At 73.0% G+C, this 17,027-nt stretch carries 14 protein-coding genes and 1 pseudogene; 9 read left to right on the forward strand and 6 right to left on the reverse strand.

The annotated features are described in order from the left end of the window. The first annotated feature begins 335 nt into the window (after window positions 1–335). Window positions 336–731, forward strand: coding sequence for a VOC family protein (locus O145_RS08470; protein ID WP_043562288.1), 396 nt, complete (start codon window positions 336–338; stop codon window positions 729–731). A 68-nt stretch (window positions 732–799) separates the two neighbouring features. Here the strand turns inward: O145_RS08470 and O145_RS08475 are convergent, their stop codons facing one another. The 3 genes from O145_RS08475 to O145_RS08485 all read right to left on the reverse strand — a co-directional run bounded on the left by O145_RS08475 (window position 800) and on the right by O145_RS08485 (window position 3,988). Continuing rightward, window positions 800–1,426 carry an NAD(P)-dependent oxidoreductase gene (locus O145_RS08475; RefSeq protein ID WP_043562250.1) on the reverse strand — a complete coding sequence of 209 codons (627 nt, stop codon included), beginning with the start codon at window positions 1,424–1,426 and terminating at the stop codon, window positions 800–802. Window positions 1,427–1,540: 114 nt separating this feature from the next. Further along, window positions 1,541–2,233 carry an MgtC/SapB family protein gene (locus O145_RS08480; protein ID WP_043562251.1) on the reverse strand — a complete coding sequence of 231 codons (693 nt, stop codon included), beginning with the start codon at window positions 2,231–2,233 and terminating at the stop codon, window positions 1,541–1,543. Between the two features lie 147 nt (window positions 2,234–2,380). Continuing rightward, window positions 2,381–3,988 (reverse strand): succinic semialdehyde dehydrogenase, encoded by a 1,608-nt coding sequence (locus O145_RS08485; protein WP_084682478.1) that lies wholly within the window; start codon window positions 3,986–3,988, stop codon window positions 2,381–2,383. Between the two features lie 517 nt (window positions 3,989–4,505). Between O145_RS08485 and O145_RS08490 the strand changes: the two genes are divergently transcribed. From O145_RS08490 to O145_RS08510, 5 genes are all read left to right on the forward strand, one after another. Beyond that, the gene (locus O145_RS08490; RefSeq protein ID WP_043562252.1) at window positions 4,506–5,327 is read left to right on the forward strand and encodes a class I SAM-dependent methyltransferase; all 822 of its coding nucleotides are present in this window, start codon (window positions 4,506–4,508) and stop codon (window positions 5,325–5,327) included. Window positions 5,328–5,637: 310 nt separating this feature from the next. Continuing rightward, window positions 5,638–5,865 carry a FitA-like ribbon-helix-helix domain-containing protein gene (locus O145_RS08495; RefSeq protein WP_043562253.1) on the forward strand — a complete coding sequence of 76 codons (228 nt, stop codon included), beginning with the start codon at window positions 5,638–5,640 and terminating at the stop codon, window positions 5,863–5,865. Beyond that, entirely contained in the window at window positions 5,862–6,257 is a 396-nt protein-coding gene (locus tag O145_RS08500) for a type II toxin-antitoxin system VapC family toxin (RefSeq protein ID WP_043562254.1), read from the forward strand. The genes O145_RS08495 and O145_RS08500 overlap by 4 nt, the downstream gene beginning before the upstream one ends. 198 nt (window positions 6,258–6,455) lie before the next feature. Then, window positions 6,456–7,181, forward strand: a complete 726-nt coding sequence (locus O145_RS08505) for a TetR/AcrR family transcriptional regulator (RefSeq protein ID WP_229118453.1) — start codon at window positions 6,456–6,458, stop codon at window positions 7,179–7,181. Between the two features lie 62 nt (window positions 7,182–7,243). Beyond that, entirely contained in the window at window positions 7,244–8,890 is a 1,647-nt protein-coding gene (locus O145_RS08510) for an MDR family MFS transporter (RefSeq protein WP_052374877.1), read from the forward strand. A gap of 402 nt (window positions 8,891–9,292) precedes the next feature. Here O145_RS08510 and O145_RS16495 read toward each other — a convergent pair whose 3' ends face one another. Together O145_RS16495 and O145_RS08520 are read right to left on the reverse strand one after the other, a co-directional pair. After that, a complete protein-coding gene (locus O145_RS16495) occupies window positions 9,293–9,808 on the reverse strand; it encodes a lipoprotein LpqH (protein ID WP_052374878.1) in 516 nt (171 codons plus the stop codon). A 1,059-nt stretch (window positions 9,809–10,867) separates the two neighbouring features. Next, entirely contained in the window at window positions 10,868–12,115 is a 1,248-nt protein-coding gene (locus O145_RS08520; protein WP_052374879.1) for a hypothetical protein, read from the reverse strand. Between the two features lie 536 nt (window positions 12,116–12,651). On the opposite strand from O145_RS08520, the gene O145_RS08530 reads away from it, so the two are divergent. The 3 genes and pseudogenes from O145_RS08530 to O145_RS08540 all read left to right on the forward strand — a co-directional run bounded on the left by O145_RS08530 (window position 12,652) and on the right by O145_RS08540 (window position 15,457). Next, window positions 12,652–13,050: a PQQ-binding-like beta-propeller repeat protein gene (locus tag O145_RS08530; RefSeq protein WP_043562256.1), complete on the forward strand. Its 399-nt coding sequence runs from the start codon at window positions 12,652–12,654 to the stop codon at window positions 13,048–13,050. Between the two features lie 602 nt (window positions 13,051–13,652). After that, window positions 13,653–14,111: pseudogene (locus O145_RS19135) on the forward strand (glutamine synthetase); the annotation flags it as partial. 278 nt (window positions 14,112–14,389) lie between these two features. Beyond that, entirely contained in the window at window positions 14,390–15,457 is a 1,068-nt protein-coding gene (locus O145_RS08540; RefSeq protein WP_043562257.1) for an LLM class flavin-dependent oxidoreductase, read from the forward strand. Here the strand turns inward: O145_RS08540 and O145_RS08545 are convergent. After that, a complete protein-coding gene (locus O145_RS08545) occupies window positions 15,439–16,464 on the reverse strand; it encodes a hypothetical protein (RefSeq protein WP_043562258.1) in 1,026 nt (341 codons plus the stop codon). The genes O145_RS08540 and O145_RS08545 overlap by 19 nt on opposite strands. Between the last annotated feature and the right edge of the window lie 563 nt (window positions 16,465–17,027).

A 17,027-nucleotide genomic window follows, 5' to 3' on the forward strand; every position in this document is an offset into this window, starting at 1 on the left:
CTGACACCCATCTCCAGAAGAGCAGGAGAAAAGCACATTCACGTGACGAGCCTCCGCTGACATTGAGGCGTCCGGCACGCCCGGCAGCCCAACCGGGCTCGAGGCGATCACGGCCCGAGTCCATGTTGACGACACCACGAGTCAGCGCGTGCTGGAGGCCGCGGGATTCCGACTGGTCGGAGACACGCGCAACCGGGAGACCGATCACCTCGACAGGCACTTCCGGCTGGAGCGGCCCGCTCGCACCTGATCGGGACCGTCCCCGCCGCGCTCCTCGTCCCGCCGATCTGGTGCGGGAGCACCTCACCGCGGGACTCGCGGGGGACAATCATCCCGTGCGCGTCACCGGCATCGACCACCTCGTCCTCACCGTCGCCTCCATCGAGGCCGCCGTCGACTTCTACTCGCGCGTCCTGGGGATGGAGGTCATCGCCTTCGGTCAGGGGCGGACCGCGCTGCGGCTGGGCGACCAGAAGATCGACCTCCACGCCGCCCGGGCCCCGATCGCCCCGCACGCCGACCGCCCCGTGCCCGGCAGCGCGGACCTGTGCCTGGTCGCCGTCGGCGGGATCGACGCCGCGGCCGCGCACCTGGCGGCCTGCGGCGTGCCCGTCGAGCTCGGCCCCGTGGAACGCGCCGGCGCTCGCGGGCCCGTCCGGAGCCTCTACGTGCGCGACCCCGACCGGAACCTCGTCGAGCTCGCCTTCTACGACGGGGCCGCCGGAACCTGAGGCCGCCCAAGAGGGTGGTTTCCCGCTCCTCCGCCACACGCCGGCGGATGGCGCGGGCGCGGCCCCGCTCAGTCGGTGATGACCGCGTCCCGGCAGATCCACTCGGGATCGTGAGCCGCCTTGCGCATGAAGCGGCCGACGTCGGCCCGGCTGATGCGCGGCATCCCCCTCATGGGGATGCTCTCGGCCGCGCGGTAGGCGCCCTTCGCCGGGTCGTTCGTCAGGGTGGTGGGATAGACGATCGTCAGCTCCAGGTCGCTGGCTCGCAGGATCTGCTCGGACGCCGCCTTGTCCGCATAGATGTCGCGCAGGATGGTGCGGTATATGAGGCGCTGCGGCAGCGACGCGGTCCGGATCGTCTCGCCAACGCCGTAGGAGGACAGCCAGACCAGCCGCTTCACGCCCGCCCGGCCCATCGCCTCGGCGACGGCCCTGGCGGCGCTTGTGAAAAGACCCTCCGCGCGCAGCGAGCCCCCGCGCCCGAGGGCGGCGATGACCGCGTCCCGGCCCTCCACGGCGCGGGCGACGTCGTCGACCGAGGTGGCGTCCCCCTGGAGGACCGTGATCCGGTCCCCGACCTCGGTCAGCGCCTCGGGGCGGCGCGCCAGGACGGACACGGCGTCACCCGCCTCCAGGGCGCTTGCCAGGACGTGGCCGCCGGTCGGGCCGGTGGCGCCGAGGATCAGCACCTTCATAATCATGCTCCTTAGCCGGATGCGAGCCGTGCCCAGTCTAAATGATCGTCCCTGGGGGCGAGCGGTTGTCCGACGGCGCCCGCCCTCGCCAGGCGCGCACGTCCGCAGCAGGGCTCAGCGCTCGTCGTCGAGCACCTCGACCTCCGTCACCCCCTCCACCATGGACAGGGCGGCCACGAGTAAGGAGATGTCCTTCCTGCCGCTGACCCGCAGGTCGATGACGGCGCCCCTCCAGTCCCTGCGCACGATCTGACGGCTGGCCGTCACCATGGTCTCGAAGTCCAGGTCGGTGGCCCTGAGCAGGAGCGTCCGCAGGATTCCCCTCCCGTCGGTGTAGGTGATCCGCAGCCGGCCCTCGGCTCCCCGGTGGAGCAGCCGGCGGGTGATGGGCGCCAGCGCGAGGGTGGTGACGAAGTACAGCCCGACGATCAGGGCGGCGACGGCGATCATCCCGGCCCCGCACGACATCCCGACGGCGGCCGCCACCCAGATGGCGCTCGCCGTCGTCAGGCCCCGCACGCTGTCGTGCTCGAAGAAGATGACTCCCGCCCCGATGAAGCCGATCCCCGAGACCACCTGGGCCGCGATGCGCGACGCGTCCCAGCGCATATTGCCCGTGAGCGCCGCCGGGACGCCGTACAGCGACACCAGGGTGAACAGGCAGCTCCCCAGCCCGACGAGAATATGGGTCCGGATGCCCGCGTCCTTGCGGTGCACCTCCCGCTCCAGCCCGATGAGGCCGCACAGGAGCACAACGAAGAGGGCGGGAACGATCTCCCTGGCGGACGGCACGGCGAACAGCTCCATCTGGGCCTACTCTCGCGGCTTTATGACAACGCTCAATATGACGAGCCTACGCGCACGGGCTCCGGTCCGCTGCCGCTCGGCGGGCCGGGGGAGGCCGGTAGCGGCCGCGGCGGCGCATACGGGTGGTGTCCGACGACGGCGCCGCGGCTACCGGTCCAGCCCGGGCAGGCGCCGGGCCAGGCGCAGCCAGGCGGTCAGCGCCGCCGCCCACCGCTCCCCGCCGACGCCCGGCGGCGCCTGGAGGGGCATGAGGCGCTGGACGGCGATCGTCTGGGACTGGGTGTACTTGAGGATGCCCTCGGGGCCGTGGCGGCGCCCGAGCCCCGAGGCGCCCATCCCGCCCATGGGGGCGGCCGTGGAGCCCCACGCCGCCGCGTAGCCCTCGTTGACGTTGACGGTCCCGGCGCGGATGCGTCCGGCCAGCGCGGCGCCGGCGCGCGGGTCGGCGGTCCACACCGAGGCGTTGAGCCCGTAGGGGGAGGCGTTGGCCGCCCACACGGCCTCCTCGTCCCCGCTCACGCGGTACAGCGCCGCCACCGGCCCGAAGGTCTCGGCGGAGTGGACCTCCATGTCCCCGGTGACGCCGGCCAGGAGCGTGGGGGCATAGGCGGTGGGGCCGATCTCCTCCAGGGCGCGCCCGCCGGTGAGGACCGTGGCGCCCCTGGCGACGGCGTCGTCCACGTGCGCCGCGACCCTGGCCCGGTGCTCGGCGCTGATGAGCGGGCCCATGTCGGTCTCCCAGCCCATGGTGGCGCCCACGCGCAGGGCGCCAGTGGCCCGCACGAGGGCGGGGACGAACCGGTCCCACACGTCCCGGTGGACGTAGACGCGCTCGATGGAGACGCACAGCTGGCCGGCGTTGGAGAAGCAGGCCCTGACGGTGCCGCGCACGGTGCGGGCCAGGGGGGCGTCGGCGCGCACAATGAGCGGGTTCTTCCCGCCGAGCTCGGCGGAGACGGGTATGAGGCGCGCCCCAGCCCGGGAGACCACCGCCGAGCCGGTGTCCGCGGAGCCGGTGAACATGAGGGCGTCGACGGCGTCGATGAGCGGGGCCCCGAGCGCGGTGCCCGCCCCGGTGACGACCTGGAGGAGGCCTGGGTCGGCCCCGGCGCGCACGAGCAGGGAGCGCACGGCCAGGGCCGTGAACGGGGTGGCCGAGTCCGGTTTGAGGACGACGGCGTTGCCCGCCATGAGCGCCGCGACGGCGTCGGAGGCGGCCAGGGTCAGGGGGTAGTTCCACGGCGAGATCATGCCGACGACGCCCACGGGCCGGTGGTGGACGGCCACCCCGGTCAGCCCCGGCACCGCCCCGCGGCGCCGCTCGGCGGCGAGGTGGCGGGCGCCGGTGCGGGCGTAGTAGCGGGCCGTCATGGCGGTGTCGGCCAGCTCCTCGAAGGCGTGGGCGCGGGCCTTGCCCGACTCCCACTGGACGAGGTCGAGGAGCGGGCCGCGCAGCCTCAGGACCAGGTCGTGGAGGGCGAGCAGCACCTGGGAGCGCTCGCGCACGGGCGTGCGCGCCCACTGCTCCTGGGCGGCGCGGGCCCGCCGGGCGGCCCGGACGACGTCGTCGGGGCCGAGACGGGGGACTCGGCCGATGGGCGAGCCGGTCAGGGGTGAGACGACGTCGATGACGTCCCCGGCGAGGGCCGCACCGTCGTCCAGCCCGAGGGCCCGCAGCGCCGCCCTGCCGCGGGCGTCGCAGTCCCGACGGCCGCCGTCCGCGGCCCTGGGCGGACGCGCTGCTGGCACTGTCACGGGCGCCTCCTTCCTCCGGGTATTGTCCTGGCTCCACTGTAGGCGACCGGCTCTTCAGGGGCGCGGTCGCGCCGCATTCGCTCGATGCTTGGTCCCGATGGCCCAGGGCGCGCCGGGCGGGCCCGCGATCCTTCCCCCCTCGTCGAGATCGGTTCGCTTCCGCGTCGAGATCGGTCCGGTGAGTCCGGCGGAGCGCGAACCGGGCGCCTCCGACTGCCCCGGAGCCAGTCATCTCGGCGACCGGCTCGGGCACGGGAGAAGTGACGGCTCCATGCGCCTCCAGGGCGGCCGACTCCCACGGCGCCGTGGGAGTCGGCGCGATTCCGCGGTTCTGTCATGGGCGGGAGTGAGGTGCGAGCGTTGAAAGCGCGTGGGAGCCACCTTCTTGAGAGCCCCGGCGCACAGCAGGCGCCAGGCGGGCGCCGAACGACCGCCTCGAACCGATCTCGATGAGAGGGACACCGCCACCGGTGCGGCCCTCTCCCGTACTCCGTCGTCAATCACCTAAGGTGCGGGCATGATTGACGCCGGCGTCCAGGAGACGCTCTTCCTCCCCCTGCTGGGGCGCGCCCGGGCCGCGCGCACCTGGCCGACCTGCTTCCGCGACCCGTGGTCCGAGCGGGCCGTCTCACTGGCCGCGGCGGTCCGTCCCGACATTCAGGACAGGGACATGGGGGAGATGCCCGCGTCCATCTACGCCCTGCGCCACCTGGCCGCCGTCACCGAGATCCGCCGCTACCTGCAGGACCGCCCGGCGGCCGCTGTCGTTGACCTGGGCTGCGGGCTCGACCGCCTCATCGACGACGTCGACAACGGCGGCGCGACCGTCTACAACCTCGACTTCCCCGAGGTCCTTCGGCTCCGCTCCACCTGGATGGAGCCCCACGAGCGCGAGCGCGACCTGCCGGCCTCCCTGACCGACCACGCCTGGATGGACCGGGTCGACGCCGGCGGCGGACTGATCGCCGTCGCCTCCGGGGTCTTCTACTTCCTGGAGAACGCCCAGGTGGCCGGGCTCGTCGATGCCATGGCCCGGCGCTTCCCGGGCGGGCGCCTCGTCTACGACGCCGAGTCCCCCGAGCTCGTCGCCGCCAGCGAGCAGGCTGTGCGGGAACGCGGGATCGACGCCGCCCCCATGCCCTTCCGCGTGGCCGACCCGTACGCGCCGCAGACCTGGAGCCGGGCCGTCGCCGACGTCCGGGTCGACTTCGACCTGTCCTCCTACGCCCCCGACCCGGGTGCGCTGCCGCAGGAGGTGCGCGACGGCTTCGCCGGCCTGAGGGCGAGCAGGGGCCTGTACGAGGTCGTCGTCGACTTCGCCCCGGCCGCGACGGGCTGACGCCCCCATGCGCGGGGGCCGGGTGCGGCGGTGCGTTGAGGCTGCGCACGCGCGCCTCCGCCTGTGCTGCCGGCGTCTCGGTGGCTGCGCCCAGAGCCAGGGGGGATGCCGGTCAGGGGAGCGGGCGGGTGGTGCGGGTGCTCCTGGCCCTCCTGCTGCCCTTGGCCGATCTCGGTGCGGAGACCTGCCGGTCTCGAGCCGGAGTACGACCGATCTCGGTGAGGGGTGCGGGGAGGCCGGCGCCGGTCGGGCGGGACGGCGGCGGGGCCTCGCCGCGAATCGCCTGATTGCAGAGTGCTAGCATGGAGGCGTGGCGACGCTTTACGTTCGGGACGTGCCCGAGGACGTGACCGAGGAGCTCAAGGCGCGGGCGGCCGCCGAGGGAGTCTCCCTGTCCGCCTACGTCGCCGCGCAGCTCGCCCTCATCGTGTCGCGCCCCACGAACGCGCAGGTCGTGCAGCGCCTGCGGACGCAGAACCGAGCCGATGGCCCCAGCACGGCTCAGGTCGTGGCGGCGGTGAGGGTGGGGCGCGGATGATCGTCGTCGATGCCTCCGCGGTGGTGGAGGCGCTGGTCGGCCGTGAGGTCGATCCGACGCTTCTGGACGCCATGGCGGGAGACCTGGCCGCACCGCACCTGCTGGACGTCGAGGTGCTCTCCGCCCTGCGCGGCATGGTCCTGGGAGGGGCCCTGGCTCTCGCCGACGCGGAGGAGGCCTGTCGCCTCTACGCGGACCTGACCATCACGCGGTACGAGGCGGCGCTCCTGTCCGACCGGGTGTGGGCGCTGCGCAATCGGTACACCAGCTACGACGCCACCTACCTGGCGCTCGCGGAGGGCCTGGGCGTCCCGGTCGTCACCTGCGACAAGAAGCTGGACGCCGGCGGGCACCACGCCACGATCCTGGTGTACCCCAACCATGGTCAGTGAGGGTGGCGCTGCTGCGGGCGCGATGCTCGGGCTTGCCGCCGCCAGCGGCGTCAGTAGGTGAGGGCGGTGCTGCTACGGGTGCGACGCTCGGCGCCCCGGGCGCGGAGGCGCGGAGACGAGCGCGGGTGGCTCCGACGATCGGTCGCCGCGTGACCGACCTCTCGGTAGGTGCACTTGGTGCAAGTGTGCACTCAGTGCATGATTGAGGTCGTGACTCGAACCGACCTGCGCGCCGCCCGTGCCCGGCGCACCCGCGCCGCCATCCGGGCGGCCGCACTCGCCCTGGTCCGTGAGTGCGGCTACACCGCCATGACGGTCGATGACGTCGCCGCCCTCGCCGGGGTCTCACGGCGCACCGTCTTCAACCACTTCTCCTCCAAGGCCGACCTGCTCCTCATCGGCCCGGACGCCCCCGAGCCCGAGGCGGTCGAGGCCTTCGCGAGCGGGGACGGGCCGCTGCTGGAGGACCTTGCCGACCTCCTGACCTCAGGGGCGCAGTCCCTGGAGCCCGACCAGGACTGGCTCCTGGCCTTCCCCGAGGTCGTGCGCGACAACCCGGAGGTCGAGCGCGCCGTTCAAGAGCGCTTCGAGGCGGTCGAGCGCGTCCTGGAGGAGGCCGCCGGCCGGCGCCTCGGCCTGCCGGTCACCGACGCCCGGGTGATCGCCGTCGTCGGCCTGTGCGTCGCGGTGCAGAAGGGCGCGGTCCGCCTGTGGGCCTCCGCCTGCGGAGCCCCCGCCTGCGGCGGTCCTGGTGGCCCGGGCGGCGCCGACGGCGTTTCGGGCGCCGAGCCGCGGCCCCCTGCCGGTGCGGACGACGGGGCGCGCCCCGGCCTGGCCGACGCCGTCCGCGCCGTGACTGCGGCCATGGGCGAGGTCCTGGCCGTGTCCGGGGCCGAGGGCCGGATGCCGAGCCCGCCCGGGTGACCGCCGTCGTCCCCCGCCCTCCAGACCCTCTCAACTCTCCTCAACCCGAAAAGGCACTACCCGTGACTCACACCGCTACGGCGCCGGAGACCGGCGCGAACCCCGCCAGCCCGGGAAGCGACTTCCGCCCCGACCGCCGCTTCTGGGCGGTCTACTCCTCCCTCCTGGTCGTCATGTTCCTGTCCGCCATGGACCAGACCATCGTCGGCACCGCCCTGCCCACCATCGTGGGCGACCTCGGCGGCGCCGCCCACATGGCCTGGATCCTGACCGCCTACACCCTGGCCATCACCGTGGCCATGCCCGTCTACGGCAAGCTCGGCGACCTCGTGGGGCGCAAGAGCCTCTTCCTGGTGGCCATCGGACTGTTCCTGGTCGGCTCGGCCCTGTGCGGCACCGCCGCCTCGATGACCCAGCTCATCGTCTACCGCGCCCTCCAGGGCCTGGGCGGCGGCGGCCTCATGATCTCCTCCCAGGCGATCACCGGCGACATCATCCCGCCGCGCGTGCGCGGCACCTACATGGCCCCCATGGGCGCCATGTTCGGCATCGCCTCCATCCTGGGCCCGATCGTGGGCGGCTGGCTCACCGACTCGGTCTCCTGGCGGTGGACCTTCTGGATCAACCTGCCGCTGGGCGTCCTGGCCTTCGCCGCCGTCGCCCTCGTGCTGCGCCTGCCCGCCCGCCCGCTGACGGAGAGGATCGACTGGTGGGGCCTGGCCCTCATGAACGCCGGCGCCGTGGCCATCGTCCTCATGGCCACCTGGGGCGGCAACCAGCTCGAATGGACCAGCCCGGTCATTATCGCCCTGGGAGCGGCGGGCCTGGCCTGCTGGGCGCTCTTCGCTCTGGTGGAGACGCGCGCCGCCGAGCCGATCCTGCCGTGGGCGATCCTGAGCAACAGGACCTTCGTCGTGGCCACGGTCGTGGGCATGCTCGCCATGGGCGGGATGATCGGCGTCATGAGCTATCTGCCCACCTACCTGCAGATGGTCTACGGCTACTCGGCCACCGCCTCCGGGCTGCTCCTGGTGCCCATGACCATCGGCATGCTGGCGGCCTCGATTCTCTCCGGCGTCCTGGTGGCGCGCCGCAACCGCTACCGGGTCTACCCCGTGGCCGGCGCGCTCATCGCGGCCGGAGCCGTCTTCTGGCTCTCCAGGCTGACGACGTCGACCCCCGTGTGGCAGGTCTCGGCCGCCACCCTCGTCATGGGCGCGGGCATTGGCCTGTTCTTCCAGCTCCTGATCACCGTCGTCCAGAACGCCGTCCCCGCCCGGCACCTGGGCACAGCGACCAGCGGCAACAACTTCTTCCGCGAGGTGGCGGTGGCGCTGGGCGCCTCGATCATCGGCGCGGCCTTCTCCTCGGGACTGACGGCCGGCCTGACCGAACAGATCGGGGCGCTGGCCCGCAGCTCGGACCCGGCGGTGGTCGCGGCGCTGGCCCAGTTCCAGGGGCAGGACACCTCCTCTCTCACGCCCGCCCTGGTGGGCCAGCTGCCGGCAGCGCTGCACGACGCCGTCGCGAGCTCCTACGCGGACGCCCTGCTGCCGATCTTCGGCTGGATGATCCCCCTGTTCGTGGCCACCGCGGTCATCGCGCTCCTCCTGCCGGAGGTGCCGCTGTCCCGCAAGACCGGAATGGAGCAGGTCGCCGAGGCCGAGGCGGCCGTGGCGACGGCCCGCAGTTCGAAGGAGCTGCCGTAGCAGGGCTGAGGAGGCGGAGGCGAGCACGGATGGCGCCGCCTCCCGGCAGTCCAGTGTGCGCACCGCCCCCTCCGACGTCACAAGTACCCCGAACCGCCTCCCCAACACCATCGCACGCACCACACCCCAGGGGCGGCAGCTCAGGGCCCTCGCGGAAGCGGCGGCCGGCGCCAGCACACGAGCCACGGCCCACGTCGCCGAGCGGCCGGTCGCCCAGCGCGGGGACTCGAGGCGCTCGGCGTCTTCCCGTCCAGCCTCATCGACTTCCGGGTCGAGCGGCTCACCGCCCCGGGTGACGAGGTGCGGCGCGAGGAGACCGCCGGGCCCGCGCCCGGGTCGAGGACCTGGTGGCCCGGTACTTCCACGTGGGGTGACCGGACCGGGGCTCGGGCTGCGGGCGTGTCAGGGGCAGGTGATCGTCACGTCGAAGGGCTTGCTCCCGGAGGCTGTGGGGTCATCCAGGTCCACGTACCGGGCCTCGCCCGTGATGGTGTAGGTCGAGCCGCTGACCGTGGCGCTGACGCTGCCGGGGCCCCCGTCGAGGTACCTGATCCCCCGACCGCTCGTCGCGCCCATGGTGACCAGGCTGACGGAGCCGTCGTCGATGACCACCATGATGTCCCCGGCGCCACCGGGGTACCGGGAGCTGACATCAAGGACCATGGCGTCGCCGTCCTTGTCGCAGGTGATGATGGGGTTGTCGACGGTGTAGGGCTCGCCGTCGATCGAGGCGCTGTAGGAGCCGCTCTCGGCCCCCGCGGGCCCGCCGGCGCTCGGCGCGCTGCCGGCCGTGGCGCCCGTCGCGGAGGAGGAGTCGCCGGCCCGCCCCCTGTCGTGATGGCTGCAGGCGCCCAGGCCGAGCGTGAGAGCGGCCGCGGCGGACAGGGTCGTGATGGTCTTGACCGTCATGATGTTCATGGTGGCTGTTTCCTCATCCGGGGCCCGGTTCCAGTGGTGGCAGGACCGATGATCGGCGGTGCGCGCGCCCGGGCTCAATGGGTACTTCTGTCCGCACCCGGTCAACCAGCACTGATTGTTATCTCGCCGTGACCGGTGAGCCCCGAATGGGCTACCGCAACTAGGCTCCGACTCGAGAGAACGACCGATGAGGGCCCCAGCCCGCTGGCGCTGGCCGCCGCTGCCGTGCCCCTGGTGGCAGCCTCTGCGGTTCCCGCGCAGCAGGGTCTGGTCGTCATGGTCGGCACCGCGGTCAGCCCGGCCGCGATCAGCGCGGACGGGGCTGCCTACGCCGATGCCATCCTGGCTAGGGTCAACGAGCTGCGCGCCGGGCTGGGGCTCGCCCCCTCACCCGGTACGCCCGGATCGACGCCGTCGCCTGGGCGTGGTCCGAGTAGATGGCCACCGCCGGCCTCACCCCGACGGGCAGCACGACCTCCACTTCGCAGGCGCCGTCCGCCACCTCCGCGGCGAAGCCGACCGCGCCCGCCTCCTCCGCCCCCGCGGCCCCGAGCCCTCCGCCGCCCCGGTGACCGGCGTGCCGACGCCGCCCACGGCGCAGCGGCCGACGGCGCCGGTGTCCCGGGCCGCCGAGGCCGAGGCGGCCGTGGGACCCGACGGCGGGGACGCGCCCGCGGCCGGGGACGGGGCCCACCGAGCCCGCCGGGGGGCGGGGGCAGCGAGGACGACGCCGGTGATGCCGGGAGCGCCGACTCCGAGCAGCCCCGCAGCGCCATGGAGGTTCCGGCCGACGCGTGATCCCAGGCGCGTGGGCCCGCCGTGACCGAGTGACGGGAACCCGTGCTCGCCGGCGTTTCTCTCGCAGCGCGCCGGTGCGGTGCCATGGTCGCGGGCAGGGCCCGCCGCGAGTCGCCGACGTCGGGGCCCCTCCGGCGCGCCCGATGGGGCGCGCCTGGCCCGCGGCGGCGGATCCCGTCGGCGCGAGCGCCCTCGCGGCCCGATGCCCATGACCTGAGCGCGGCCGGGCCGCTGTCCGTCGCGCCGGACCGTTGGACCGGCCTACGGCCGGGCCGATGCGTCTGCGCGGGCGGGGCGCGACGCGCGCCGGCACACGATCATGAGCCCGCCGACCAGGGGAACAATCGCCAGGGCGGGGAGGGCGGGCATCGCCAGCGCCACGCAGGTCGGTCCCGCGACCACCCCCAGGGCGATGCGCGGCGCCGCGGGCAGGGGCGCCCTGCGGATGATCACCCAGGTGACTGCGGCCCCGACGCAGACGGCCGAGACGGCCGCCGTCGGGGCGGGCCGGTCGAGGAGGGGCGCACCCCGGAAAGCGGTTGCCGCCACGGCGGCGGCCAAGCCCGCCAGCGCGACCGGCCCCCAGGTGTGTACGGGCGCGTACGGCGAGCGCCCCGAGAGGCGCAGCCCGACCGCTGCGAGCAGCGGCAGGAAGGCGAGGAGCCCGATCCTCATGGCCGCTGCCAGAAGGCGCGACCCCTCTCCTGACGTCGCGATCAGGTCCTTGAGGACGCAGCCGACCGCCACCAGCCCGAGAACGGCTGCGCAGGCGCCCAGCGCCCGCACGAATCGACGCGTCGCGGGGGACTCGGGGCCCGCGGGGCTCGCGGCGCGGACCATCCGCAGCCGTCCTGTGGGCCGCAGCGCACAGGACGACGGGGACGGCGCCGTCCCGACGGGCGACGCTGGCAACGGGGCGGGCGGTGCGGCCGGCGGGAAGGGCGGGCGCGGCCTGTAGAGGGTGGCGAGGACCACGAGTGTGGCGGAGGCGCCCGTGACCGCGAACGGGGTCATCATTATTGTGATCCCGACGAGCGGCACCATGGCCAGGCCCGCTCCGATCCCAATGACCGTGCGCGCTACCAGACGCAGCTGCTCGCCGATGAGGCCGTCAAGGGCGATTGCGACCGCGATCGCCCCCGCCGCGCAGGACGCCAGGAAGAGCGCCAGGAAGAGGCGGCTGAGGGCCGGGGCGGGTTGGCCGATGTCGGCGGCATCGAAGCCGGCCAGCCATGCGGCTCGCGCGGCGGCGCCGAGGCCCAGCGCGGCCGCCGCGGCCACGGCCGTCAGAAACGTGTGGACTCTCGGCAGCGGGCCGTACTCGAGCGCGAAGGCGAGGACGCCGATCACCATGAGCATCGGGGCGAGGTATGTCAGCCCGACCGCCGCCCACCCGAGGACGTCGCTGCCGGGTATTGCCGAACCGATGAGGACCGAGGCGAAGGGCGCCAGACTCAGCGGGATCGCGATGATCCCGCACCACAGGGCGATCCTGATGTTGGGACGCATCTCTGCGTGGCGGACGCGGAGTCCGCTGCGAGGCGCGGAGCTCCCCGGCCGGGGACTGCCCGCTGCGACCGCCGGGGACTCGCCCATGCTGTCGGTGCCACTGGTTTCTCGCTGACTAGGTGGAAGCATGAAACTCGCCTCGTTAGGAGCATGCGTCGGCCGATTCCGTCTTGTCAGTCTAGTAAAGATCGTCGTAGGCGCCGAGGGGCAGAGTGTTCCCGGGGACGCGGTGATCCCTGACGTGCCGCCGTTCCGGTCGCGGCGCTGCCGGGCCCGGCCGCATATGGGGGGCACTATCCTTGACGCGCATGCTTTCTATAGCGTGATCGGGCTGGTCGAGGGGTATCTCGATCACAACGGCACGTAGAACTCGAGATAGGAAAGGGAGTGGCCGTGAGCGGCGGGCGAGTCCGGCGGCCCAGCCCCCGGCACCTACCACCGGGAACCACCAACAAGGTAACGGGCGCCGCTGAGCGGGCCGCGGCCTTACTGCGTGGTCCCGACTCCGGACCGATGGGCTCGGAATGGATGAGGGTGTGGTCAAGTGTCAGGAGGGGCTGGGTTTGTCGACCACAAGGGAGGAGCGTGAGGTCCTGGTCTCCGCGGGGCGCATGGTCTCGGATCGGGAGGACGACGGCGCGGGCGAGTCGGGAAAGATGATGTGGGACGCTGATATCGGAGGTGAGGAATGGCGGGCGAAGTGCGGCGTCGTCATGCTCCGCGGCGCCGATGGGCGGGTGGCCGCCAGGAGCGTGGATAAGGGGGAAGAGCTGTGGAGCCTGGAGGCTCCCGCGGACATGCGCTGGGACAATAAGTCGATGAGAAGAAGGGCGTCGAGGGAGGCTGCTGGAAGGACAGCATCTCCCTGGTCCTTTACTCGGAGTCGCGGGTTCTCATTTACGGGAGAAAGAGGGCTGACGGAGCCAGGTGATTGATTCCGGGGCGGTGGGCGGGCTGGGCGCTCCTCGCCTGGCGCCAGCGGCCCCCGCCCCCTCGCCAAGATCGGTTCGCTTCCGCGGCGAGATCGGTAGTACTCCGACTCGAGATCGGTCCACGGGGCCTGGCGGGCCCCTGCTGGATCGGAGTCAGCCGTCGAGATGACTGATTCCGGGGTGGGACAAGTGGTTGCCCTACACGCTTTTATACCGTTCGGCGGTCTCGGACATGACGGGAATCGGCGTGATTCCGTGGTTCCGCAGTACCGGCTGGGCGGTGCGGGGAGTTAAGAGCGCACAGGACGATCACTGTCCGGGTGCAGCGGCGCCCGGCGGCCCCGGCGGGCGGCTCGAACCGATCTCGATGAAGGAGGCGGAGAGCGCAGGGCCGGAGCGCCATCCGACTCCCGACGGGCGGTCCGCGCCGCAGAACAGGAGGCGCGGCCGGGCGAGAGCGGCTCTGAGGAGGCTTGGCCTGGTGGGGCATTGCTGGCAGAAGCGGGCCTTTTTCGCCGCTGCGGCCGACGTCGTCGCCTCCGGCGCCCCGGCGCGATCGACACCGTTCTCCTATTCGTCACTGAGCAGGGCATCCCCATGCTCAACTGGTCAGCGCCCCGCAGCGTCTCCTGCGCAAGGCGCAGGAGACGCTGCGCGCCGAGACCGGCTGCCGCCTGGAGACGCTCGGCGAGCCTGGGTACTACCCGTTCTCGTCGGTCGACGAGCTCTTCGAGGTCGAGGAGCAGCGCTGCTACCACGAGGTCGCCCGCGCTCACGGCATCGAGGTGTCCTTCTCCCCGAAGATCGCCGTCGCCCAGGCCGGCTCAGGCATGCACTTCCACACCCGCCTCATGAAGGACGGCGTCAACCAGTTCTCGCAGGGAGCGGGACTGACCGGTACCGCCCGCCGCGTCATCGGCGGCTACCTGTCCCACGCCGCGTCGCTGACCGCCTTCGGCAACACCGCGCCCGTCTCCTTCCTGCGGCTGGTCCCGCACCAGGAGGCGCCGACGTCGATCTGCTGGGGGAGGGGCAACCGCTCGGTGCTGGTGCGGGTACCGCTGGACTGTGGGCGGGTTGCTGCTCGCGCACGCGGTTGCGCGGCGGAGCCTGCCCGCCGTCGAGGTCGCACCGGCCATGCGGGCCTTTCCCGACGGCGGCCGCGGCGCTGCCCGCCCACGGACCCGCTGCTCGCCTCGATCACCGCCATCCCCATCACCCGCCCCCGCGGCGCTGCCCGCCCACGGGCCGCCCGGCCGGAGCTGCCGAGGACCCGGAGGAGCGATGAGCCTCGCGCACCGCCGTCGGGAATGCTGGCGCCACCCAGATAGTTGAACGCTGTATGAAGGCATTTGGATTCCTCAGCTTCGGACACTACGGGCACGGTCGCGGTCCCGGCGACCCGGACGCGCGCCGAGCGCTCCACGACGCCGTCGAGATCGCCGTCGGCGCCGACGAGATCGGCGTCAACGGCGCCTACTGGCGCGTCCACCACTTCGCCCGCCAGGCCGCCTCGCCCGTGCCGCTGCTGGCGGCGGCCGGCGCCCGCACCGGGCGCATCGAGGTCGGCACCGGCGTCATCGACATGCGCTACGAGAACCCGCTCCACCTGGCCGAGGAGATCGCCTCCCTCGACCTGCTCACCGACCGACGCATCGCCATCGGCATCTCGCGCGGATCGCCGGAGCAGGCCAGGCGCGGCTGGGAGGCCTTCGGCTACGCCGCCGGCAGCGACGAGCGCGGGACCGACCTCGCCCACGCCCACACCGCCCAGCTCCTCGACGCCGTGCGCGGCGTCCCGCAGGCCGACCTCGACACAAGCAACGGGATGGCGCCAGGCGCCTCCGCCCGCCTGCGTATCGAGCCGCACTCGCCCGGCGTGGACCGCCGTCTGTGGTGGGGGGCGGGATCGCGCGAGACGGCCGAGTGGACGGCCCGTCAGGGACTGAACCTCATGAGCTCCACCCTGCTGACCGAGGCCACCGGCGAGGGTCTGGCCGCGCTCCAGGCCGAGCAGATCCGCCGCTACCGCGAGGCATGGCGTCGGGCGGGCCACGACTGGACCCCGCGCGTGAGCGTCTCCCGCTCGATCTTCCCGGTCGTCTCCGAGACCGACCGCAAGCTCTTCGCCCTGCGTGGGAAGGACTCCCGCGACTACGTCGGCGTCATCGACGGCCTGCGGTCGACCTTCGGGCGCACCTACGCCGCCGAGCCCGACGTCCTCATCGAGCAGCTGGCGCACGACGAGGCCCTGCAGGCCGCCGATACCCTCATGCTCACCATCCCCAGCCAACTCGGCGTGGACTACAACCTCCACATCCTCCAGTCCTTCGCCGAGCACGTCGCACCGGCCCTGGGCTGGCAGCCCAGCACAGCCGGGCCGGTGACGGGCTACGCGCTGGAGGGCTGAGCCTCGAGGATCGCGTCGAAACGGGGTGCCGGCAGGGACAGGATCGTTCGCGTCCCGTCCTCGGGCACCTCGGCCAGCTCGGGCAGCGCGACCGCCTCGACCTCGCCGTCGGGGGCGCGGTAGAAGATGAACGCGGACAGCAGCGGATCGATGTGCTGGGCGACCTCGTCGTAGATGAACAGCGCCATCGACCGCAGCGCCCACTCCGGGTCCTGCCGGTCCACCGGGTGCAGCCCCAGCGCGTGCTTGTGCGGGACGGCGAAGAGCGCTCCGGCGCTCGTGTCGACGTCGATCTCCTCCAGGACCCTTCCCAGGTTCGCCGCCTTGGACGCCGTGAAGAAGCCCTCGCCGTGCAGGGCCCACGCCCCGGCGCCGATCGGACCGGAGTGGACCAGCGGCGCCTCGTCCGTGTTGCGCTGGCCGGTCTCGAACAGCTCGTCGGTACTCAGTGGGCAGTCCTCCAGGAGCCCGGGGAAGATCGGCGCGACCCCATGGGAGAAGCGCCGGTACAGGCCCAGGACGAGGTTCCCGGCGAAGGGGCGCTGGACAGGCTCCCCCCAGGGGGACGCCTTGGCCGGGTCGACCAGCCGGGTGCGCACGGCGGCGCGCCACTCCTCGGGCGTGCTCAGCGGCTTCTTGACGCTGCTGGTCATGGTGACCGCCTGGGCGACCCGCACGTCCAGGATCTCGTCCCAGGCCGACCTGTCGTGACTCGCCAGCTCGAAGGCCGTCATGTCCAGGTACAGGATCATGCCCTCGTAGGCGCCGGTGCCGTGCAGCTCCGGGCCGGCCGCGCCGCCGGCCAGCTCGGTGGTGATTCCGCGGGCTGCGAGCTTGCCCCGCATCGCCAGGGCGATCTCGAGCAGGGTGGTCTCCTCGAAGGTGTTCTCCGTGGCGCCGGGGGCGTTGGCCGGCCCGAAGGCCGCGCCGGTGTGAAGCCTCTGGGCCGGGGTGGTCGGGCGGGGGTGGGAGCGGGAACGGGGACGACGGCGGTTGGTGGTGGGCATGGTGACTCCTCGGCAGGGCTGCGCGACCAGATGCGCAGCATGTGATTGCACGCTAACGACCGGTCCGCTCGGTGCGCGACGAGGCGGTTCGAGTCCTGTGGGCAACGGCTGCCCAGCTGCCCCTGTGGAGCCCCGGGAGAGGCTCCTGACCGCAGGCGCCGCGGGCCCCGTCCTCTTTCCCCTTTCGTCGAGATCGGTTCGTGGACCGATCTCGACGTCACAGCCTGGACTGCTCGCCTGCTGGACGATTGATTCCGACGGGGCCGCGAGCGGGTGCAGTCGGACGCGCAATCGGCCCGACCTGCCCCGCGCCCCCGGGCTCAAGCGTCTGGATGATCGAGCCCGGGCGCTCGTCTCTGTACGGCCGCGCCTGGAGCGGCGGGGCCCGGTCGGCCCTGAGGGCTCGTGCGACCGGCGTCGCCCAGCTCGCGTCCCAGGATCTCCCGCTCAGGGGTGGGCGCGGCGGAGGGCAGCGGCTCCCGAGAGTCCCGCGAGGTCCCCGGAGAGCCGACGGGGGAGGCCGCCCGCCCCCTTGAACCGGTCCGACGAAAAAGACGCTCCCC

It is taken from the genome of Actinomyces israelii DSM 43320 (genome assembly GCF_000711965.1).
Lineage (GTDB): Bacteria > Actinomycetota > Actinomycetes > Actinomycetales > Actinomycetaceae > Actinomyces > Actinomyces israelii.